This is a genomic window from Vibrio makurazakiensis, assembly GCF_050337375.1.
Classification (GTDB): Bacteria; Pseudomonadota; Gammaproteobacteria; order Enterobacterales; family Vibrionaceae; genus Vibrio; species Vibrio makurazakiensis.
The window spans coordinates 1-14,594 of the sequence record NZ_JAKJSW010000108.1 but is presented as its reverse complement, the minus strand read 5'-3'; the positions used below and the strand labels follow the sequence as shown (position 1 = coordinate 14,594).

Annotated in this window: 12 protein-coding genes; 7 read left to right on the top strand and 5 right to left on the bottom strand. The window is 43.0% G+C overall.

Going from position 1 to position 14,594, the window contains the following annotated elements; all coding sequences use genetic code 11:
- Positions 1-137: 137 nt before the first annotated feature.
- The gene (gene sltY, locus L4C33_RS13100; protein ID WP_428812872.1) at positions 138-2,087 is read right to left on the bottom strand and encodes a murein transglycosylase; all 1,950 of its coding nucleotides are present in this window, start codon (positions 2,085-2,087) and stop codon (positions 138-140) included.
- A gap of 261 nt (positions 2,088-2,348) precedes the next feature.
- On the opposite strand from sltY, the gene ettA reads away from it, so the two are divergent.
- The 3 genes from ettA (at position 2,349) to L4C33_RS13085 (ending at position 5,555) form a co-directional block, all read left to right on the top strand.
- A complete protein-coding gene (ettA, locus tag L4C33_RS13095) occupies positions 2,349-4,016 on the top strand; it encodes an energy-dependent translational throttle protein EttA (protein ID WP_428812871.1) in 1,668 nt (555 codons plus the stop codon).
- A 100-nt stretch (positions 4,017-4,116) separates the two neighbouring features.
- Positions 4,117-4,485 carry a PilZ domain-containing protein gene (locus L4C33_RS13090; RefSeq protein ID WP_428812870.1) on the top strand — a complete coding sequence of 123 codons (369 nt, stop codon included), beginning with the start codon at positions 4,117-4,119 and terminating at the stop codon, positions 4,483-4,485.
- Positions 4,486-4,532: 47 nt separating this feature from the next.
- Entirely contained in the window at positions 4,533-5,555 is a 1,023-nt protein-coding gene (locus L4C33_RS13085; RefSeq protein WP_428812869.1) for a M23 family metallopeptidase, read from the top strand.
- An 88-nt stretch (positions 5,556-5,643) separates the two neighbouring features.
- On the opposite strand, the gene tyrA is transcribed toward L4C33_RS13085, so the two are convergent.
- From tyrA to nagZ, 3 genes are all read right to left on the bottom strand, one after another.
- Entirely contained in the window at positions 5,644-6,771 is a 1,128-nt protein-coding gene (tyrA, locus tag L4C33_RS13080; RefSeq protein WP_428812868.1) for a bifunctional chorismate mutase/prephenate dehydrogenase, read from the bottom strand.
- 47 nt (positions 6,772-6,818) lie between these two features.
- Complete coding sequence (locus L4C33_RS13075) at positions 6,819-7,892, bottom strand: 3-deoxy-7-phosphoheptulonate synthase (RefSeq protein WP_428812867.1); 1,074 nt, start codon at positions 7,890-7,892, stop codon at positions 6,819-6,821.
- A gap of 256 nt (positions 7,893-8,148) precedes the next feature.
- The gene (nagZ, locus tag L4C33_RS13070) at positions 8,149-9,135 is read right to left on the bottom strand and encodes a beta-N-acetylhexosaminidase (protein ID WP_428812866.1); all 987 of its coding nucleotides are present in this window, start codon (positions 9,133-9,135) and stop codon (positions 8,149-8,151) included.
- A gap of 125 nt (positions 9,136-9,260) precedes the next feature.
- Here nagZ and L4C33_RS13065 point away from each other — a divergent pair, with 125 nt between their 5' ends.
- Both L4C33_RS13065 and murQ read left to right on the top strand, forming a co-directional pair.
- Complete coding sequence (locus L4C33_RS13065) at positions 9,261-10,376, top strand: anhydro-N-acetylmuramic acid kinase (protein ID WP_428812873.1); 1,116 nt, start codon at positions 9,261-9,263, stop codon at positions 10,374-10,376.
- 53 nt (positions 10,377-10,429) lie between these two features.
- Positions 10,430-11,350 carry an N-acetylmuramic acid 6-phosphate etherase gene (murQ, locus tag L4C33_RS13060; protein WP_428812865.1) on the top strand — a complete coding sequence of 307 codons (921 nt, stop codon included), beginning with the start codon at positions 10,430-10,432 and terminating at the stop codon, positions 11,348-11,350.
- Positions 11,351-11,433: 83 nt separating this feature from the next.
- Here the strand turns inward: murQ and L4C33_RS13055 are convergent, their stop codons facing one another.
- Positions 11,434-11,778: a DUF2799 domain-containing protein gene (locus L4C33_RS13055; RefSeq protein WP_428812864.1), complete on the bottom strand. Its 345-nt coding sequence runs from the start codon at positions 11,776-11,778 to the stop codon at positions 11,434-11,436.
- 223 nt (positions 11,779-12,001) lie between these two features.
- On the opposite strand from L4C33_RS13055, the gene L4C33_RS13050 reads away from it, so the two are divergent.
- Positions 12,002-13,492, top strand: coding sequence for a carbon starvation CstA family protein (locus tag L4C33_RS13050; protein ID WP_428812863.1), 1,491 nt, complete (start codon positions 12,002-12,004; stop codon positions 13,490-13,492).
- Between the two features lie 161 nt (positions 13,493-13,653).
- Positions 13,654-14,594 (top strand): LytS/YhcK type 5TM receptor domain-containing protein (locus L4C33_RS13045; RefSeq protein WP_428812862.1); only part of this gene is annotated, 941 nt, incomplete at its 3' end.

Genomic DNA, 14,594 nt, shown 5'->3' with positions numbered 1-14,594 from the left:
CTACGCTTACTGTCCCACTTTTATTGCCATTGTATACTTAAAATTGCTTCCAAGTATCTACTTCAAAAATAGAACACCCAAACATCTCGATTTATATTTGGGTGCTCTATGTAATTTGATGATCCAACCTATCGACTTTAGTACTTGGTCTCAGCTTCATACTGACGTAAAAAAGCCCCGTCAACCCCCATCAAATCTCGGTAATACGTTTCAAACATTAAGATATTTTGCACATAGCCGCGGGTTTCTTTAAATGGGATCGCTTCAATAAATGCGTACGCATCCAGTTTTCCTGCGGTTCTTTCACGCCAGCGTTTAACCCGGTTTGGCCCAGCGTTGTAAGCGGCAAAAGCAAAAATACGATTGTTGTCATACTGAGTTAACAAGCCATCAAGGTAGTGACTACCGATCTCAATATTTTTTCCTACTTCGTATAGCTCATCGCTTCCTTGATAAGGAATCTTATACTTTTTCGCCGTGTATTTAGCAGTAGTGGGCATGATCTGCATTATTCCCCTAGCACCAACTGGTGAGCGAGCTTCACTATCTAAAGCACTCTCCTGTCTAGCCAGTGACAATAGAGTGATTGGGTCGATGTCATGCTTTTCAGCATAAAATTTAAACCACCATTGGTGCGCGACAGGGAAGCGTAAAGAAATGTTATCCCACATTTTTGCCGTAATACTGGCGGTAACCGTTAAGTGGTTCCAATTTTTTTCAGCCGCATAAGCAGCCAGCATCGATTGTTCTTCTCTGCTGGCACGCTTTAATAACCAACGCCATTCACTTTTAGCTGCAGCAATTTTATCTAGAGTAATCAACTCATCTATTCTATGGAGGTCCACTAGATACGGTTTAACTAAGCTACGATCAAAACTAACCGTTGAGGTCGAATACTTGATCGACTGTTTCACTTCTTTAGCCGCTGCAACGCTATAAAAGTTTCTCTCCCCCGTTATGGCTTGCAAGCGTTTATAGCCTGCCTTTTCGTTACCAGATTCAACCTCAGCCCTACCGAGCCAATACTGCCAACGTAAAGACGCTTGATGCTCTTCATCGAGCAAAGCAATCCAACGGGTTACTTCCGCCCAATCAGCATATTGAATAGCTAAACGAATACGACGCTCCACTAGCACTTGCCTAGAAGAACGCTCCAACACTTCATCACGCCACTGAGCAAGATCCTCATCGTCGGTATTGATCAAACGAAAAGCTAAATACTCAGCTAATTCTTGTGCTTTTTCTGAGCTAAAGTTTTGAGCTTTAACAACCGCTTCATACTTTGATTGAGCTTGAGATACATCTTTTCTTGCTAACTTTTCAAAAGCATATTCAGTTTGAGAACGATAAAAATCAGTCGCTTTGTTCTTCTTTGCAAACGTCAAAACAGACTCAGGGTTGCGGTAAAGCTCCTTCATCTCCGTTGCTTTCTGCTTTGTCTGAGCATTGTCGATTTGCTTAATTAAATAGCTCATCAACGTTCCGTTTCGGTTATCAAATGCTAATAGCATACGATCTAAAATCACGTCATCCGTTCTCAGCCCAGCTTTATCCCATGCTTCAAATAATGGATCACATTGATCTGCAATCCCACTGCCGCTTAACCACAGTTTATCAGCACCTTTGAAAGCAATATCAGCATTACCTTGCTCTAGATGTGCCCGGTAATAAATGCATTGGTACTCTTCACCAACAGGTTCTTTTGACTGAAACTCAAGAATAGCTCCCCAACGTTCCTGCTTTTCCAACTCAGATAAGTAAGGTGCACGCACACGATGAGAGAAAGGAAAGTTAAAATGATTATCAATGAATTGGTTTACTTGCTGTGGAGACTGATTGGGCAGCTCCAATAAAAAAGCTCGGTAATCCGTATAAGGAGTCAGAGAATAATCTTCAATTTGAGGACGGATTGCCTTGTAGGCTAGAAGATCTCTTCCATCTAGGATGTCTTGTGCTTTTTCGTAAGCCGTGCGCTGCTTCTCGAGTTCAGATACGGTACTTGCACTAACAGTGTGGGTGGCGAATAGCGTCGAAAGTACTGCTGATGAAATTGCGACGAATTTGGGTCTAAAAAATTGAGAAAACATGCGCTCTATCCTTCGGGGCCTGTTTAAATGCGTTTAGTCACCTATTAACGTCAAATATCGCTGCGAATGTAAAGAGTTTGAATGTAAATATTAATAATTTAACAAAAGGTGCTACACATATACGCCATCAACCTTACTTATTCCCACTTTGTGTTTTCGTTATAGCGCTCAAAAATGAATATCCCGTCTAGTAGTAACAAATCGTCCAATATTGGTATAAAATACCTCATAATTTTGAACAATAATTAGGATCGATCGGCAATGGCTGAATACGTATATACCATGTCTCGGGTGAGCAAGACTGTGCCACCTAAGCGTCAAATTCTTAAAGACATTTCTCTTAGCTTTTTTCCAGGCGCTAAAATCGGTGTTTTGGGTCTAAATGGTTCAGGTAAATCTACCCTACTACGTATCATGGCTGGTATTGATACTGATATTGATGGTGAAGCTCGTGCACAACAAGGCCTTAAAGTCGGTTACCTACCGCAAGAGCCTGTACTAGACGAATCAAAAACAGTTCGTGAAATCGTAGAAGAAGCTGTTTCTGATGTTGCTGACGCACTAAAGCGTATCGATGCTGTATACGCAGCTTACGCAGAACCAGATGCAGATTTCGATGCTCTTGCTAAAGAACAAGGCGAGCTTGAAGCACTGATTCAAGCGAAAGATGGCCACAACCTAGAGACAGCGCTAGAGCGTGCTGCTGATGCTCTTCGTCTTCCTGAATGGGATGCAAAAATCGAATTCCTATCTGGTGGTGAGCGCCGTCGTGTTGCTATCTGTCGTTTACTTCTTGAAAAGCCAGATATGCTGCTTCTTGATGAACCAACCAACCACTTGGATGCAGAATCAGTTGCATGGCTTGAGCACTTCCTAGTTGATTACAGCGGTACAGTTGTGGCTATTACCCACGACCGTTACTTCCTAGACAACGCTGCTGGCTGGATTCTAGAACTTGACCGTGGTGAAGGTATTCCATGGGAAGGTAACTACACATCTTGGCTAGAACAGAAAGATGAGCGTCTGAAACAAGAAAAATCAGGCGAAAGCGCACGTCAAAAGACTATCGAGAAAGAGCTTGAGTGGGTTCGTCAGAATCCTAAAGGTCGTCAAGCGAAATCTAAAGCTCGTATGGCTCGTTTTGAAGAACTAACGACTGGCCAATACCAGAAGCGTAACGAAACCAACGAACTGTTCATCCCGCCAGGTGAGCGTTTAGGTGATAAGGTACTTGAAGTTAAGAACCTAACTAAGTCATTTGGTGACCGCGTTCTTATCGACGACCTATCATTCAGCATGCCTAAAGGTGCTATCGTGGGTATCGTGGGTGCCAACGGTGCGGGTAAATCGACACTATTCAAGATGCTAAGTGGCGCTGAACAGCCAGATTCAGGTTCAGTTGAACTAGGCGAAACAGTTAAGCTTGCGTCTGTTGATCAGTTCCGTGACAGCATGGACGACACCAAGACAGTGTTCCAAGAGATCTCTGAAGGCGCTGATATCATTAAGATCAACAACTTCGAAATCCCTGCACGTGCATACTGCTCTCGCTTCAACTTCAAAGGCAACGACCAACAGAAAATCATCGGTCAGCTTTCTGGTGGTGAACGTAACCGTGTTCACCTAGCGAAACTGCTAAAAGCAGGCGGTAACGTACTGCTACTCGATGAACCAACCAATGACCTTGATGTTGAAACACTACGTGCACTTGAAGAAGCGCTACTTGAGTTCCCTGGCTGTGCAATGGTTATCTCGCATGACCGTTGGTTCTTGGACCGTATTGCGACACATATTCTAGATTACCGTGATGAAGGTCAGGTTAACTTCTACGAAGGCAACTATACTGAGTACAGCGAGTGGTTGAAAAAGACTCTTGGTGCTCAAGCGGCTGAGCCTCACCGTATCAAATATAAGCGTATCGCAAAGTAATATTGCTTGTATTTAAACCAAAGGCCGCTAAAATCAGCGGCCTTATATAGTTTATGAGCCACCATTCTTTAACTTATTAACCAATAAGAGAGAAGTAATCATGGTAGAAAGACGCCGTTTTTCGCGCATCCTTTATCAGGTTCCGGCAAAAATAACTCAAGGTACACTTGAACTCGAAAGTTCGGTTCAAGATTTATCCTTACATGGTGTGCTATTACAATGTGATAGTTGCTCAAAACTGAATGAATCTTTACCTATCACTGTGAGCTTTGCGCTCTATGAAAGTGATATTGAAATACAGCTAGAAGCATCGATTATTTCCACTAACAATACCTCAATGCGCTTGCGAATAGAGCATTTAGATATTGATAGTATTAGTCATTTAAAACGCTTGGTTGAACTCAATGTCGGTGATGATAGTCTTCTCCATCGTGAGCTAGAGTATTTATCTGATTTAGGTGATGAATAAATTGACTCTGTAGACAGCGGATCTGTCACACCAAAAAATTAGTTAGTATGTCCCATAAAGTTTCCATTACGATTCCCTCAAGCCAAGGGAAGCAAACCTTTCATCTTGGCAGAAAGTCAGTATCAGCAATTGCCCTTACTCTCTTTTCAGCGCCCCTACTGCTAGGCGGTGCTATCTACTTGCACTTAGATAATAAGCAGCAGGCTCAACAAACCATGCAGAAAGCTCAAACTAGCTTTCAACAAGCTTTGGCGCAAATGAGCAATGAAAATAAAGAGTTGGAATATTTGTATCAAGAACAAGTTGATACCAACCACTCTTTGTCTCAAGTGCTTGATGAGAAAGAAGGAACGATTCAACTTTTGGGTAAACGTGTCTACGACGTAGAGTCTGTACTCGGCCTTGCGAATGAAGACTTAGTCACAAACGACTCTTCTTTAGAAGAACGCATTGATGCAGCAGCGATAGATTCAGCGGTACGAGCAACCATGTTCCGCTTAATACCTAACGATAGCCCTATGGCATACCAACGAATTTCGTCATCTTATGGTCGCCGCACCAACCCTATTTCAGGTAAACGCCATACTCATACTGGTATTGATTTAACTTGTAAGCGTGGTGAAGAGATACTCGCGCCTGCGGATGGCGTAATCGAAACCGTAAGACCAAGTAAGAAAGGCTTTGGTAACTTTATGACCTTACGCCACTCATTTGGTTTTATGAGCTCATATGCCCACTTACAGAAGTTTAAAGTACGTAGTGGTGAGTTTGTAAGTAAAGGGGATGTCATTGCGACCTGTGGTAACTCAGGTAACTCAACCGGCCCACACCTTCATTATGAAGTACGCTTTTTAGGGCGTTCTCTTAACCCGCAATACCTGATGGATTGGACACCGGAGAACTTTAACTMTGTCTTTGAAAAAGAGAAAAAGGTGAAATGGGGACCATTAGTCCAATTGATCGATAATGTCGTGCGTCTACAGATCAACTTAACGAATGTTCCTTACACAGACTCCAGTATTGAAACCGTTTCTAGCGAAGATGTGCAGCAGCCATTAAGCACTAATTGATTGGTTATCGTCTAACTAGGCCGTTTTCCTTCCAATAAAAAAAGAGCAGCTAGAAGCTGCTCTTTTTTTATTAGTTGAATTTATTCATTTAAGCACGATGAATAGAATCATTTGCTTGCTTCAGCAAGTTTTGGCTCTCATCCAAGAATTGCTGAGAATAATCGCCAAACCAATTACTCACTTCATTAAAGCTTTGCACAAACGTTGCTTTGTCTTTGCTATCTAGGATTTTCAAAGCTTCACCAAAACAAGAGTGGAATCGACGAATCATCTCAATGTTCTCGTCTGACGATAAAATGATATCACCGTACAAGTTTGGGTCTTGGGCAAACAATCGGCCAACCATCGCTATTTCTAATCGGTAAATTGGCGAGCTTAACTTCAGAAGTTGATCAATATTCGGGTTCTCTTTACTCAGATGTACACCGTAAGCAAAAGAAGTAAAGTGACGCAGCGCCTGGATCAGTGTCATACCATGGTCATGTTCACTCGCATCCATTTGGCACAGGCTTGCTCCCCAAATACCAAACTGCTTGAGCAGCCACTGATAAGAATCTTCACCACGACCATCACTGTAAACAATGACTTGTTTAGCAAGGCTTGGGACATCAGGGCCAAACATTGGGTGTAGACCAACAACAGGGCCTTGGTGAATATCTAGCATCGCTTGTAGCGGTTTAGACTTAATCGACGTCAAATCACATAGAATGCAATCACTTGGTAGTTTTCCAAGCTTCTCAATCACATTGCTCGTCAGGTTAATAGGTACTGATACAACCACTAAGCCTGCGTTATCTAAAATTTCATCCGCACGATCCCAGTCTTTACTACCAAGCACTTTAACTTCGTAGCCTGACAACTTGAACATACGGCCAAATAGACCACCAAGTTGACCGTTACCACCGATAATGACAACTGAACGCAATTCAGGGTTTAAACACTTAAAACCCGAATCTTTCTCGCTTGCATAAGACTCACGCATAGTTCGACGTAAAATATCTTCAATCAACTGAGGTGGGATACCCTTTTTCTCAGCTTCTTGGCGACGTGAAGCCAGCATTGCAGCTTCACGATCTGGGGCGTAAATCGGCAAACCATGTTCACTTTTTACTTCACCCACTTTCTCAACTAACGCTAAGCGCTGAGAAAGTAAATCCAACATTTGTTTATCGACTGCATCAATTTGGTCGCGTAATTCGTTCAGCTCAACGGCCATTATTCTTCCTTACCAATCTTTACGTATCAGCTATTTTTAAGCCAACACTAGTCCTTTAGTCTGTTTTCCAAAAATGGGACTAGCTCTGTATGTGCATGTTTTAATAGTGCCTCAGTTGAATCCCAATTGATACATGCGTCGGTAATCGAAACGCCGTATTTCATCTTATTCAGAGGAATATCTGAAGGTTGGTTACCTTCATTTAGGTGGCTTTCAATCATTAAACCTATGATTGACTTGTTACCTTCGCGTACTTGGTGAATGACATCTTCAGCAACGAGTGGCTGACGACGGAAATCCTTACGTGAATTCGCATGGCTACAATCCACCATTAATGATGCATCTAAGCCCGCTTTACCTAGTTCTTGCTCACACTCATGCACTGAAACTGAGTCGTAGTTAGTTTGTTTACCACCACGAAGAATGACGTGGCCGTTAGGGTTACCTTGAGTCGTTAACAATGCAACTTGACCTTCACGGCTAATACCCATGAAACGGTGGCTAGAAGAAGCAGCCTGCATTGCGTTGATTGCTGTGCCTAAGTTACCGTCAGTGCCATTTTTGAAGCCAATCGGCATAGACAAGCCACTTGCCATTTCACGGTGAGTCTGTGATTCAGTAGTACGAGCACCAATCGCTGCCCAGCTGAATGTATCTGCAAGATACTGAGGGCTAATCGGATCAAGAGCTTCTGTTGCTAATGGAATTTCCATTTCAGCAAGTTCAACAAGTAGCTCACGACCTACATGTAACCCATGCTCAATATCGAAAGTACCATCTAGGTGAGGGTCATTAATTAGACCTTTCCAACCAACAGTGGTACGAGGCTTTTCAAAGTAAACACGCATAACAATATACAGTTGATCGCTRAGTTGCTCAGATAAGGCTTTTAGACGCTTCGCGTACTCTTTCGCAGCTTCAATATCATGAATAGAACATGGGCCACATACGATCAGCATGCGATGATCTTTCTTATGAATAATATTTGCGATGGTTTCACGAGACTCTTGAATGAAACGGCGAGCATTATCACTCAAAGGCAGTTTTGCTTTTAACTCCTCAGGAGTAATTAGTACCTGTTCGTCGATAATATTGACATTGCTTAATTCACTTTTCTGCATAACTCAACCTGTATATTTATTTTTACACCCAGATATCCATTTGGGCTAATCAATCTTTAAAACTAAAATAACAGCTACAGAAACGATTGCAAGTGTAAACATTAAAAAACATTCGATGTAAACTTTAACTTACACCGTGTTATTTTAAAGATTTAGCTCGAGATATAAGGGAAAGCACTATAAGTGATAACAAAAAAGAGCCATATCAATGATATTGGCTCTTTTAACTGTATTAGTGGTCAAAAACAAACCTATTCTATTGTTCTAACATTCTCATCATCGATTGTGATGATTGTTTCCACTTATCACTGGAATGAAGTTCAGATAAAGAGAAGGATTGCTGTTTCAGTAAAGAGTCTGCAATCGGTACTTCTAAAATGGGTAGGTTATCTAACACTTCAACTTGAGCATCTCGTTGGTTACATACCAATATCATGTCACAACCTGCAGCTAATGCTGTATGTGAACGCTCTGCAGGCCCTCCCATGATAGCCGCTCCTTCCATGGTAAGATCATCAGAGAAAATCAAACCTTGGAAGCCAAGTTTATTACGAAGAATATCTTGCAGCCAATATTGAGAGCCACTCGCAGGGTGTTTATCGTAATGCGGATATACCACGTGTGCCGGCATCATCGCATCTAAAATTCCTGCTTCTATTTGAGCTTTAAATACTGCCATATCAGTTTCAAATATATTGCTACGTTCATCAAATGGAGTCTCTAGATGGGAATCAGCGATTACGCCACCATGACCAGGGAAGTGCTTTCCGGTTGTAGACATGCCAACAGACTTCATTCCTTTCATATAAGCGGTGCTATGACGGACAATGGTTTCGATATCTTCACCAAATGATCGGTTACCAATAGCTTTACAGTCATGACCTTTATCAAGAACAGGAGCAAAACTAAGATCAATATCATGTGCAATAAGTTCGGCTGCCATTAACCAGCCTGCCTGTTCTGCTAATTGTTCACCCTTGCTATGTTGAGCAAACTCTTGGGCAGCAGGGATAATTGAAAAGCCTTCACGAAACCGCTGAACTCGACCCCCTTCTTGATCGACACCAATCAAAATTGGTCGTTTAGCTACTTTACGTATTTCTTTATTCAACGCAGCAAGCTGCTTACTATCATGGTAATTTCTAGAAAAGAGGATGAACCCACCGACAGTTGGATGCTCCAGAATTTCTTTATCTTCAGCCGAAAGCTCATAGCCAGCAACATCTACCCACAACGGTCCCATTATATACCCCTAAAATTACTCAATATTTTCGCTAAGTTATCGAGATTATTCTCTTTGATTTTGCATTACAATGTTTTTAAACCGATCAGTGGAAGAGTTTAGGAATGCAGCGAAATAGTTTAGAAATGGATCATACAGAGCTGTATATCGGTGTGATGTCAGGCACCAGTTTGGATGGAGTAGATACAGCGTTAGTGGAGATCTCTGGCGATTCGATACGCCTGATTTCTCAATGTGATTTCCCAATGCCTGCCGAATTGAAAACGAATATTCTTGATATATGTATCGGGCAGAAAACTGACCTTAAAAGCATAGGAGAATTAGATCATCAACTCGGTCATCTATTTGCCGACGCTGTTATACATCTATTAGATGAATCCAATATCAGCGCAAAAAGTATCGTGGCGATTGGTAATCATGGGCAAACGGTATTCCACCAGCCTCTAGGAGAGCACCCATTCACAATGCAGCTTGGTGATGCCAATATCATTGCCTCTAAGACCTCAATCCCTACTGTAGCCGATTTTAGACGTAAAGATATGGCTCTGGGAGGACAAGGAGCGCCGTTGGTACCCGCTTTTCACAATACCGTTTTTAAAGCAGACTCTTCTAGTATTGTTGTTCTCAACATTGGTGGTATCTCCAATATCTCAGTTCTTAGACCCAACCAAAAAGTACTGGGATACGACACTGGCCCGGGCAATATGCTGATGGACGCTTGGGTTTATAAGCATACTGGAAAGCGATTTGACCAGGACGGGCAATTTGCCCAGAAAGGCCAAGTAATAGATCGCTTACTTAGGGCATTATGCGAAGATAACTATTTCAATCGACAACCACCTAAAAGCACAGGGCGTGAACTGTTTAATTTACCCTGGCTTGAAGATATTCTATTAAGCTTTCCTGCTGTTACCGAAGTCGATGTGCAGCGCACCTTATGTGAATTCACGGCTACAACCATTGCTAATGAACTAGACCAGTACTGTGAGGGTGATAAACCTGAGCTGCTTGTCTGCGGTGGGGGCGTGAGAAACTCATTCTTAATGTCACGTCTTGCTCATCTATTACCAAGCTGGGACGTATCTTCTACTACTGATAAAGGCGTAGACAGTGACAATATGGAAGCCATGGCCTTTGCATGGTTAGCTCAGAGAAGAATGCATAATTTACCGAGCAATTTACCCGAGGTTACAGGTGCCACAAAACTCGCCTCCCTCGGGGTTCTGTATTATGCCGATTAACTATTTTCGTGGTGCTGTGCACGGCGAACAATAAAAATTTAGAAAGGATACTTATGACTAACGACGCTCTCATTTCAGCTTTATCTCACCTTGTGTCTGAAGGCCGTAACCCAGAAACAATGGATATCGACCTACTATCCTCACTCGAGATTGTCGAGCGTATGAATCAACAAGACGCTCAAGTCCCGGTTGCTGTAGAAAAGGTATTACCGGAAATAGCTTTGGCGGTCGATAAAATAACAAAAGCATTCAAAAATAACGCTCGCCTTATTTATATGGGAGCAGGAACAAGCGGTCGATTGGGCGTACTAGACGCATCAGAATGTCCTCCTACTTTTGGCGTCTCAGACAAAATGGTCGTGGGACTAATAGCTGGTGGGCCTGAAGCCATTTTAAAAGCCAAAGAGGGAGCTGAAGACTCATTTACACTTGGTGTGGAAGATCTCAAAGCCATTAACTTTTCAAGTCAGGATGTATTGGTCGGCATTGCTGCTAGCGGGCGTACTCCTTATGTTATTGGCGCTCTTGAATACGCTAATGAGATCGGAGCCACCAGCGTCGCATTATCTTGCAACCCTGACTCCCCTATTGCTGAAGTTGCTCAAATAGCGATTAGCCCTGTTGTAGGGCCTGAAGCTTTAACAGGCTCAACTCGTTTGAAGTCAGGAACTGCGCAAAAGCTCGTTTTGAATATGCTGACAACCGCCAGCATGATCCGTATCGGTAAAAGCTACCAAAACTTAATGGTTGATGTAAAAGCCACCAACAAAAAGCTGGTYGCTCGAGCTGCCCGTATCGTTATGCAAGCCACTGAATGCGATTTAGCTTTAGCGACCTCAACTTTAGAAGAAACCAGTTATGACGTAAAACTAGCGATCTTGATGATCCTATCGGGTCTTGATGTCGTGACTGCGAAGAAGCAACTATCTAAACAGTCTGGCTTCCTACGCAAAGCAGTAGAGTCTAATCAATAATGAGTAATAAAAAATGGGCTCGAATTATCGAGCCCATTTTTGAAATCTAATATAGATGGACTCTGTTACCAACTGACTTATATCTAGTTGTTGTAGGTATCCCAACCGCGCTGCCATTCCATACGAAATATTTGAGCATCTTCAAAACCAGCGCACACGCCTTCGTAATATTGCCCAGATAGACCAATTTGATATGCATGGTTAGGGTCACAATATTCTTCAACACCCTGTTGATAGCCAGTGTCATAACTTGCCTGATCGACTGTACCAAGACTCGTCATTTCTTTGTATGTACGTTGACTATTGCCTTTAACGCCATCACGGTAACCAATTTCTAGCCAATCTCCCTGTTGTGCTAAATCTTGAACACTTGCACTACACCCAGATAAGGCAGCAAGCACGAGAACAGCTGTTGTTATTCTTTTCATTTCAGTCCCTTAGTTTATTTACATAGCTAGGTTGCCACTAAAGTGCCCAAATAACCACTAACCTTTACGCTTGAGACCACTGACAATCAGCTAAAACCACTTAATTGCCATTTAGGCCACTTAATTTGCTATTCGACCACTTAACCTAGAAGTGGATGATGCTTTCTTTTCTCTATTTTAGTATCCACCCTGACTTAATTAATACATTCAGGGATAACAAATTATGATGTGGTTTCTTACCTGCGTCGCAGCACTCATTGGTGGCTACTTTATTTACGGTGCCTTTATCGAGAAGATCTTCGGTATCAATGAAAAGCGTCAAACCCCAGCGCATACCAAGCAAGACGGCGTGGACTACGTTCCAATGTCGACGCCAAAGGTTTACCTAGTTCAACTGCTTAACATTGCAGGTGTCGGTCCAATCTTCGGCCCTATCATGGGTGCCCTTTACGGCCCAGCAGCAATGCTTTGGATTGTACTAGGTTGTATCTTCGCAGGTGCAGTACACGACTACTTCTCAGGTATGTTATCTATCCGTAATGGCGGTGCTTCGGTTCCAACCATCACTGGACGTTACCTAGGCAATGGCGCAAAACACTTTATGAACATCTTTGCCATTGTCCTACTGCTTCTAGTTGGTGTGGTATTCGTTTCTGCTCCTGCCGGCATGATCACTAACCTAGTGAACGACCAAACTGATTTCGCGATGTCTGCAACAACGATGGTTGTTATCATCTTTGCTTACTACATCATCGCAACGATTGTCCCTGTCGATAAAATCATTGGTCGCTTCTACCCACTGTTCGGTGCACTACTTATCTTTATGTCTGTTGGCCTAATCACTGCGATTGGTCTATCTGACGAACACCAAATCATGGGTGGTTTTGAGATGAGCGACATGTTCACCAACATGAACCCGAATGATCTACCACTTTGGCCTGCCCTATTCATCACTATCGCATGTGGTGCTATCTCTGGCTTCCACGCAACCCAGTCTCCTTTGATGGCTCGTTGTATGGAAAACGAGAAGAACGGTCGCTTCGTATTCTACGGCGCAATGATTGGTGAAGGTATCATCGCTCTAATCTGGTGTGCACTTGCGCTATCGTTCTTCGGTTCAGTTGAATCTCTATCTGACGCGATTGCAAACGGCGGCCCAGGTAACGTGGTATACAGCGCTTCATTTGGCCTACTGGGTGTATTTGGCGGTATCCTTGCTTTCCTTGGCGTGGTTATCCTACCTATCACTTCTGGTGACACAGCGTTCCGTTCAAGCCGTCTTATCCTTGCTGAATACTTCAACATGGAACAGAAAACGCTACGTAACCGACTACTAATGGCGCTACCGTTATTCGTTCTTGGTGGCATCCTGACTCAGGTAGATTTCGGTATCATCTGGCGCTACTTCGGTTTTGCTAACCAATCAACAGCAGTAATGATGCTGTGGACTGCTTCGGCGTACCTGCTTCGCCACAACAAGCAGCACTGGGTAACAACGGTTCCAGCTATCTTCATGACGTCTGTGTGTATCACATTCATTCTGAACAACAGCCAGTTAGGCTTCGGTCTGCCAATGCAAATCTCAACCATCATCGGTGTGGTGAGTGCATTCGGTATTGCGGCTTACGTTATCAAGATTTCAAAAGGCAAAGGCGATATCGACCTAGCTGACGAAAATAAAAAAGAACCTAAAGCTACCACTGAAACCGCGTAGCTATCGACTCTTCACCGAAAGAGAGTCCTTAAATAAAAAAGACCAAAACCCATCTTAATGATGGGTTTTGTATATCTAATATATCGCTAATTAAACTCGTAACCTGCTGCCTATCGCCACAAATACGCTTACACTAGATAAGTCCCACAATAGGTGAATATATGGAACTGATTCTCTCTTTACTTCAACAAACCTGCGTCTACTTAGTGATTGCTTACATGCTAAGTAAAACGCCCCTGATTCTCCCTTTGTTGAGTATATCTTCGCGCTTAAGTCATAAGATCAGCTGCTACGTTCTATTTTCCCTATTTTGTATTATGGGCACCTATTTTGGGTTGCAGATTAATGATGCGATAGCCAACACACGTGCGATGGGTGCGGTAATGGGTGGCCTATTTGGAGGCCCTGTTGTCGGCTTTGCCGTCGGTTTTACTGGCGGTATCCATCGCTACTCTTTGGGTGGATTCACGGATTTAGCTTGTGCTATATCGACCACCGCAGAAGGTTTGATCGGTGGTTTATTACATGTCTATCTCGTTCGAAAAAACAAAGCCAGCCAACTATTTAACCCGTTAGTTGTCTTTTCTGTCACTCTATTTGCAGAAATCATTCAGATGATCATCTTGCTCGCAGTCGCAAAACCGTTCGAGCAGTCCTATGCATTAGTTTCCGATATTGCTGCGCCAATGATCATCGCAAACTCTGTTGGCGCAGCGTTGTTCATGAGTATCATCCAAGACCGTAAAACCATCTTCGAAAAATATTCTGCTACGTTCTCGCGCCGCGCTTTAACCATCGCCGAACGTTCGGTAGGTATTCTGCATGGTGGGTTTAATTCCGATAACGCACAAAAAATCGTGCGTATCGTTTACGAAGAARCCAATGTTGGTGCTGTGGCGATTACCGATCGAGAGAAAATCCTCGCGTTCGTCGGCATTGGCGATGAACATCATATTCCGAACACGCCGATTTCATCGCAAAGCACACTCACCTCGATGGAACAAAACGACATCATCTACCTTGATGGGAAAGAAACCCCATACCAGTGCTCCCTCTCACAAGATTGTAAACTGGGTTCTGCGCTTATTATTCCATTGCGCGC

What these genes read in the sequence shown, in the direction of transcription:
- tyrA (WP_428812868.1), bottom strand. Translation starts at nt 6,771, where the DNA reads ATGGCCGTTGAGCTGAACGAATTACGCGACCAAATTGATGCAGTCGAT.
- ettA (WP_428812871.1), top strand. Translation starts at nt 2,349, where the DNA reads ATGGCTGAATACGTATATACCATGTCTCGGGTGAGCAAGACTGTGCCA.
- L4C33_RS13065 (WP_428812873.1), top strand. Translation starts at nt 9,261, where the DNA reads ATGGATCATACAGAGCTGTATATCGGTGTGATGTCAGGCACCAGTTTG.
- nagZ (WP_428812866.1), bottom strand. Translation starts at nt 9,135, where the DNA reads ATGGGACCGTTGTGGGTAGATGTTGCTGGCTATGAGCTTTCGGCTGAA.
- sltY (WP_428812872.1), bottom strand. Translation starts at nt 2,087, where the DNA reads ATGTTTTCTCAATTTTTTAGACCCAAATTCGTCGCAATTTCATCAGCA.
- L4C33_RS13055 (WP_428812864.1), bottom strand. Translation starts at nt 11,778, where the DNA reads ATGAAAAGAATAACAACAGCTGTTCTCGTGCTTGCTGCCTTATCTGGG.
- L4C33_RS13050 (WP_428812863.1), top strand. Translation starts at nt 12,002, where the DNA reads ATGATGTGGTTTCTTACCTGCGTCGCAGCACTCATTGGTGGCTACTTT.
- L4C33_RS13090 (WP_428812870.1), top strand. Translation starts at nt 4,117, where the DNA reads ATGGTAGAAAGACGCCGTTTTTCGCGCATCCTTTATCAGGTTCCGGCA.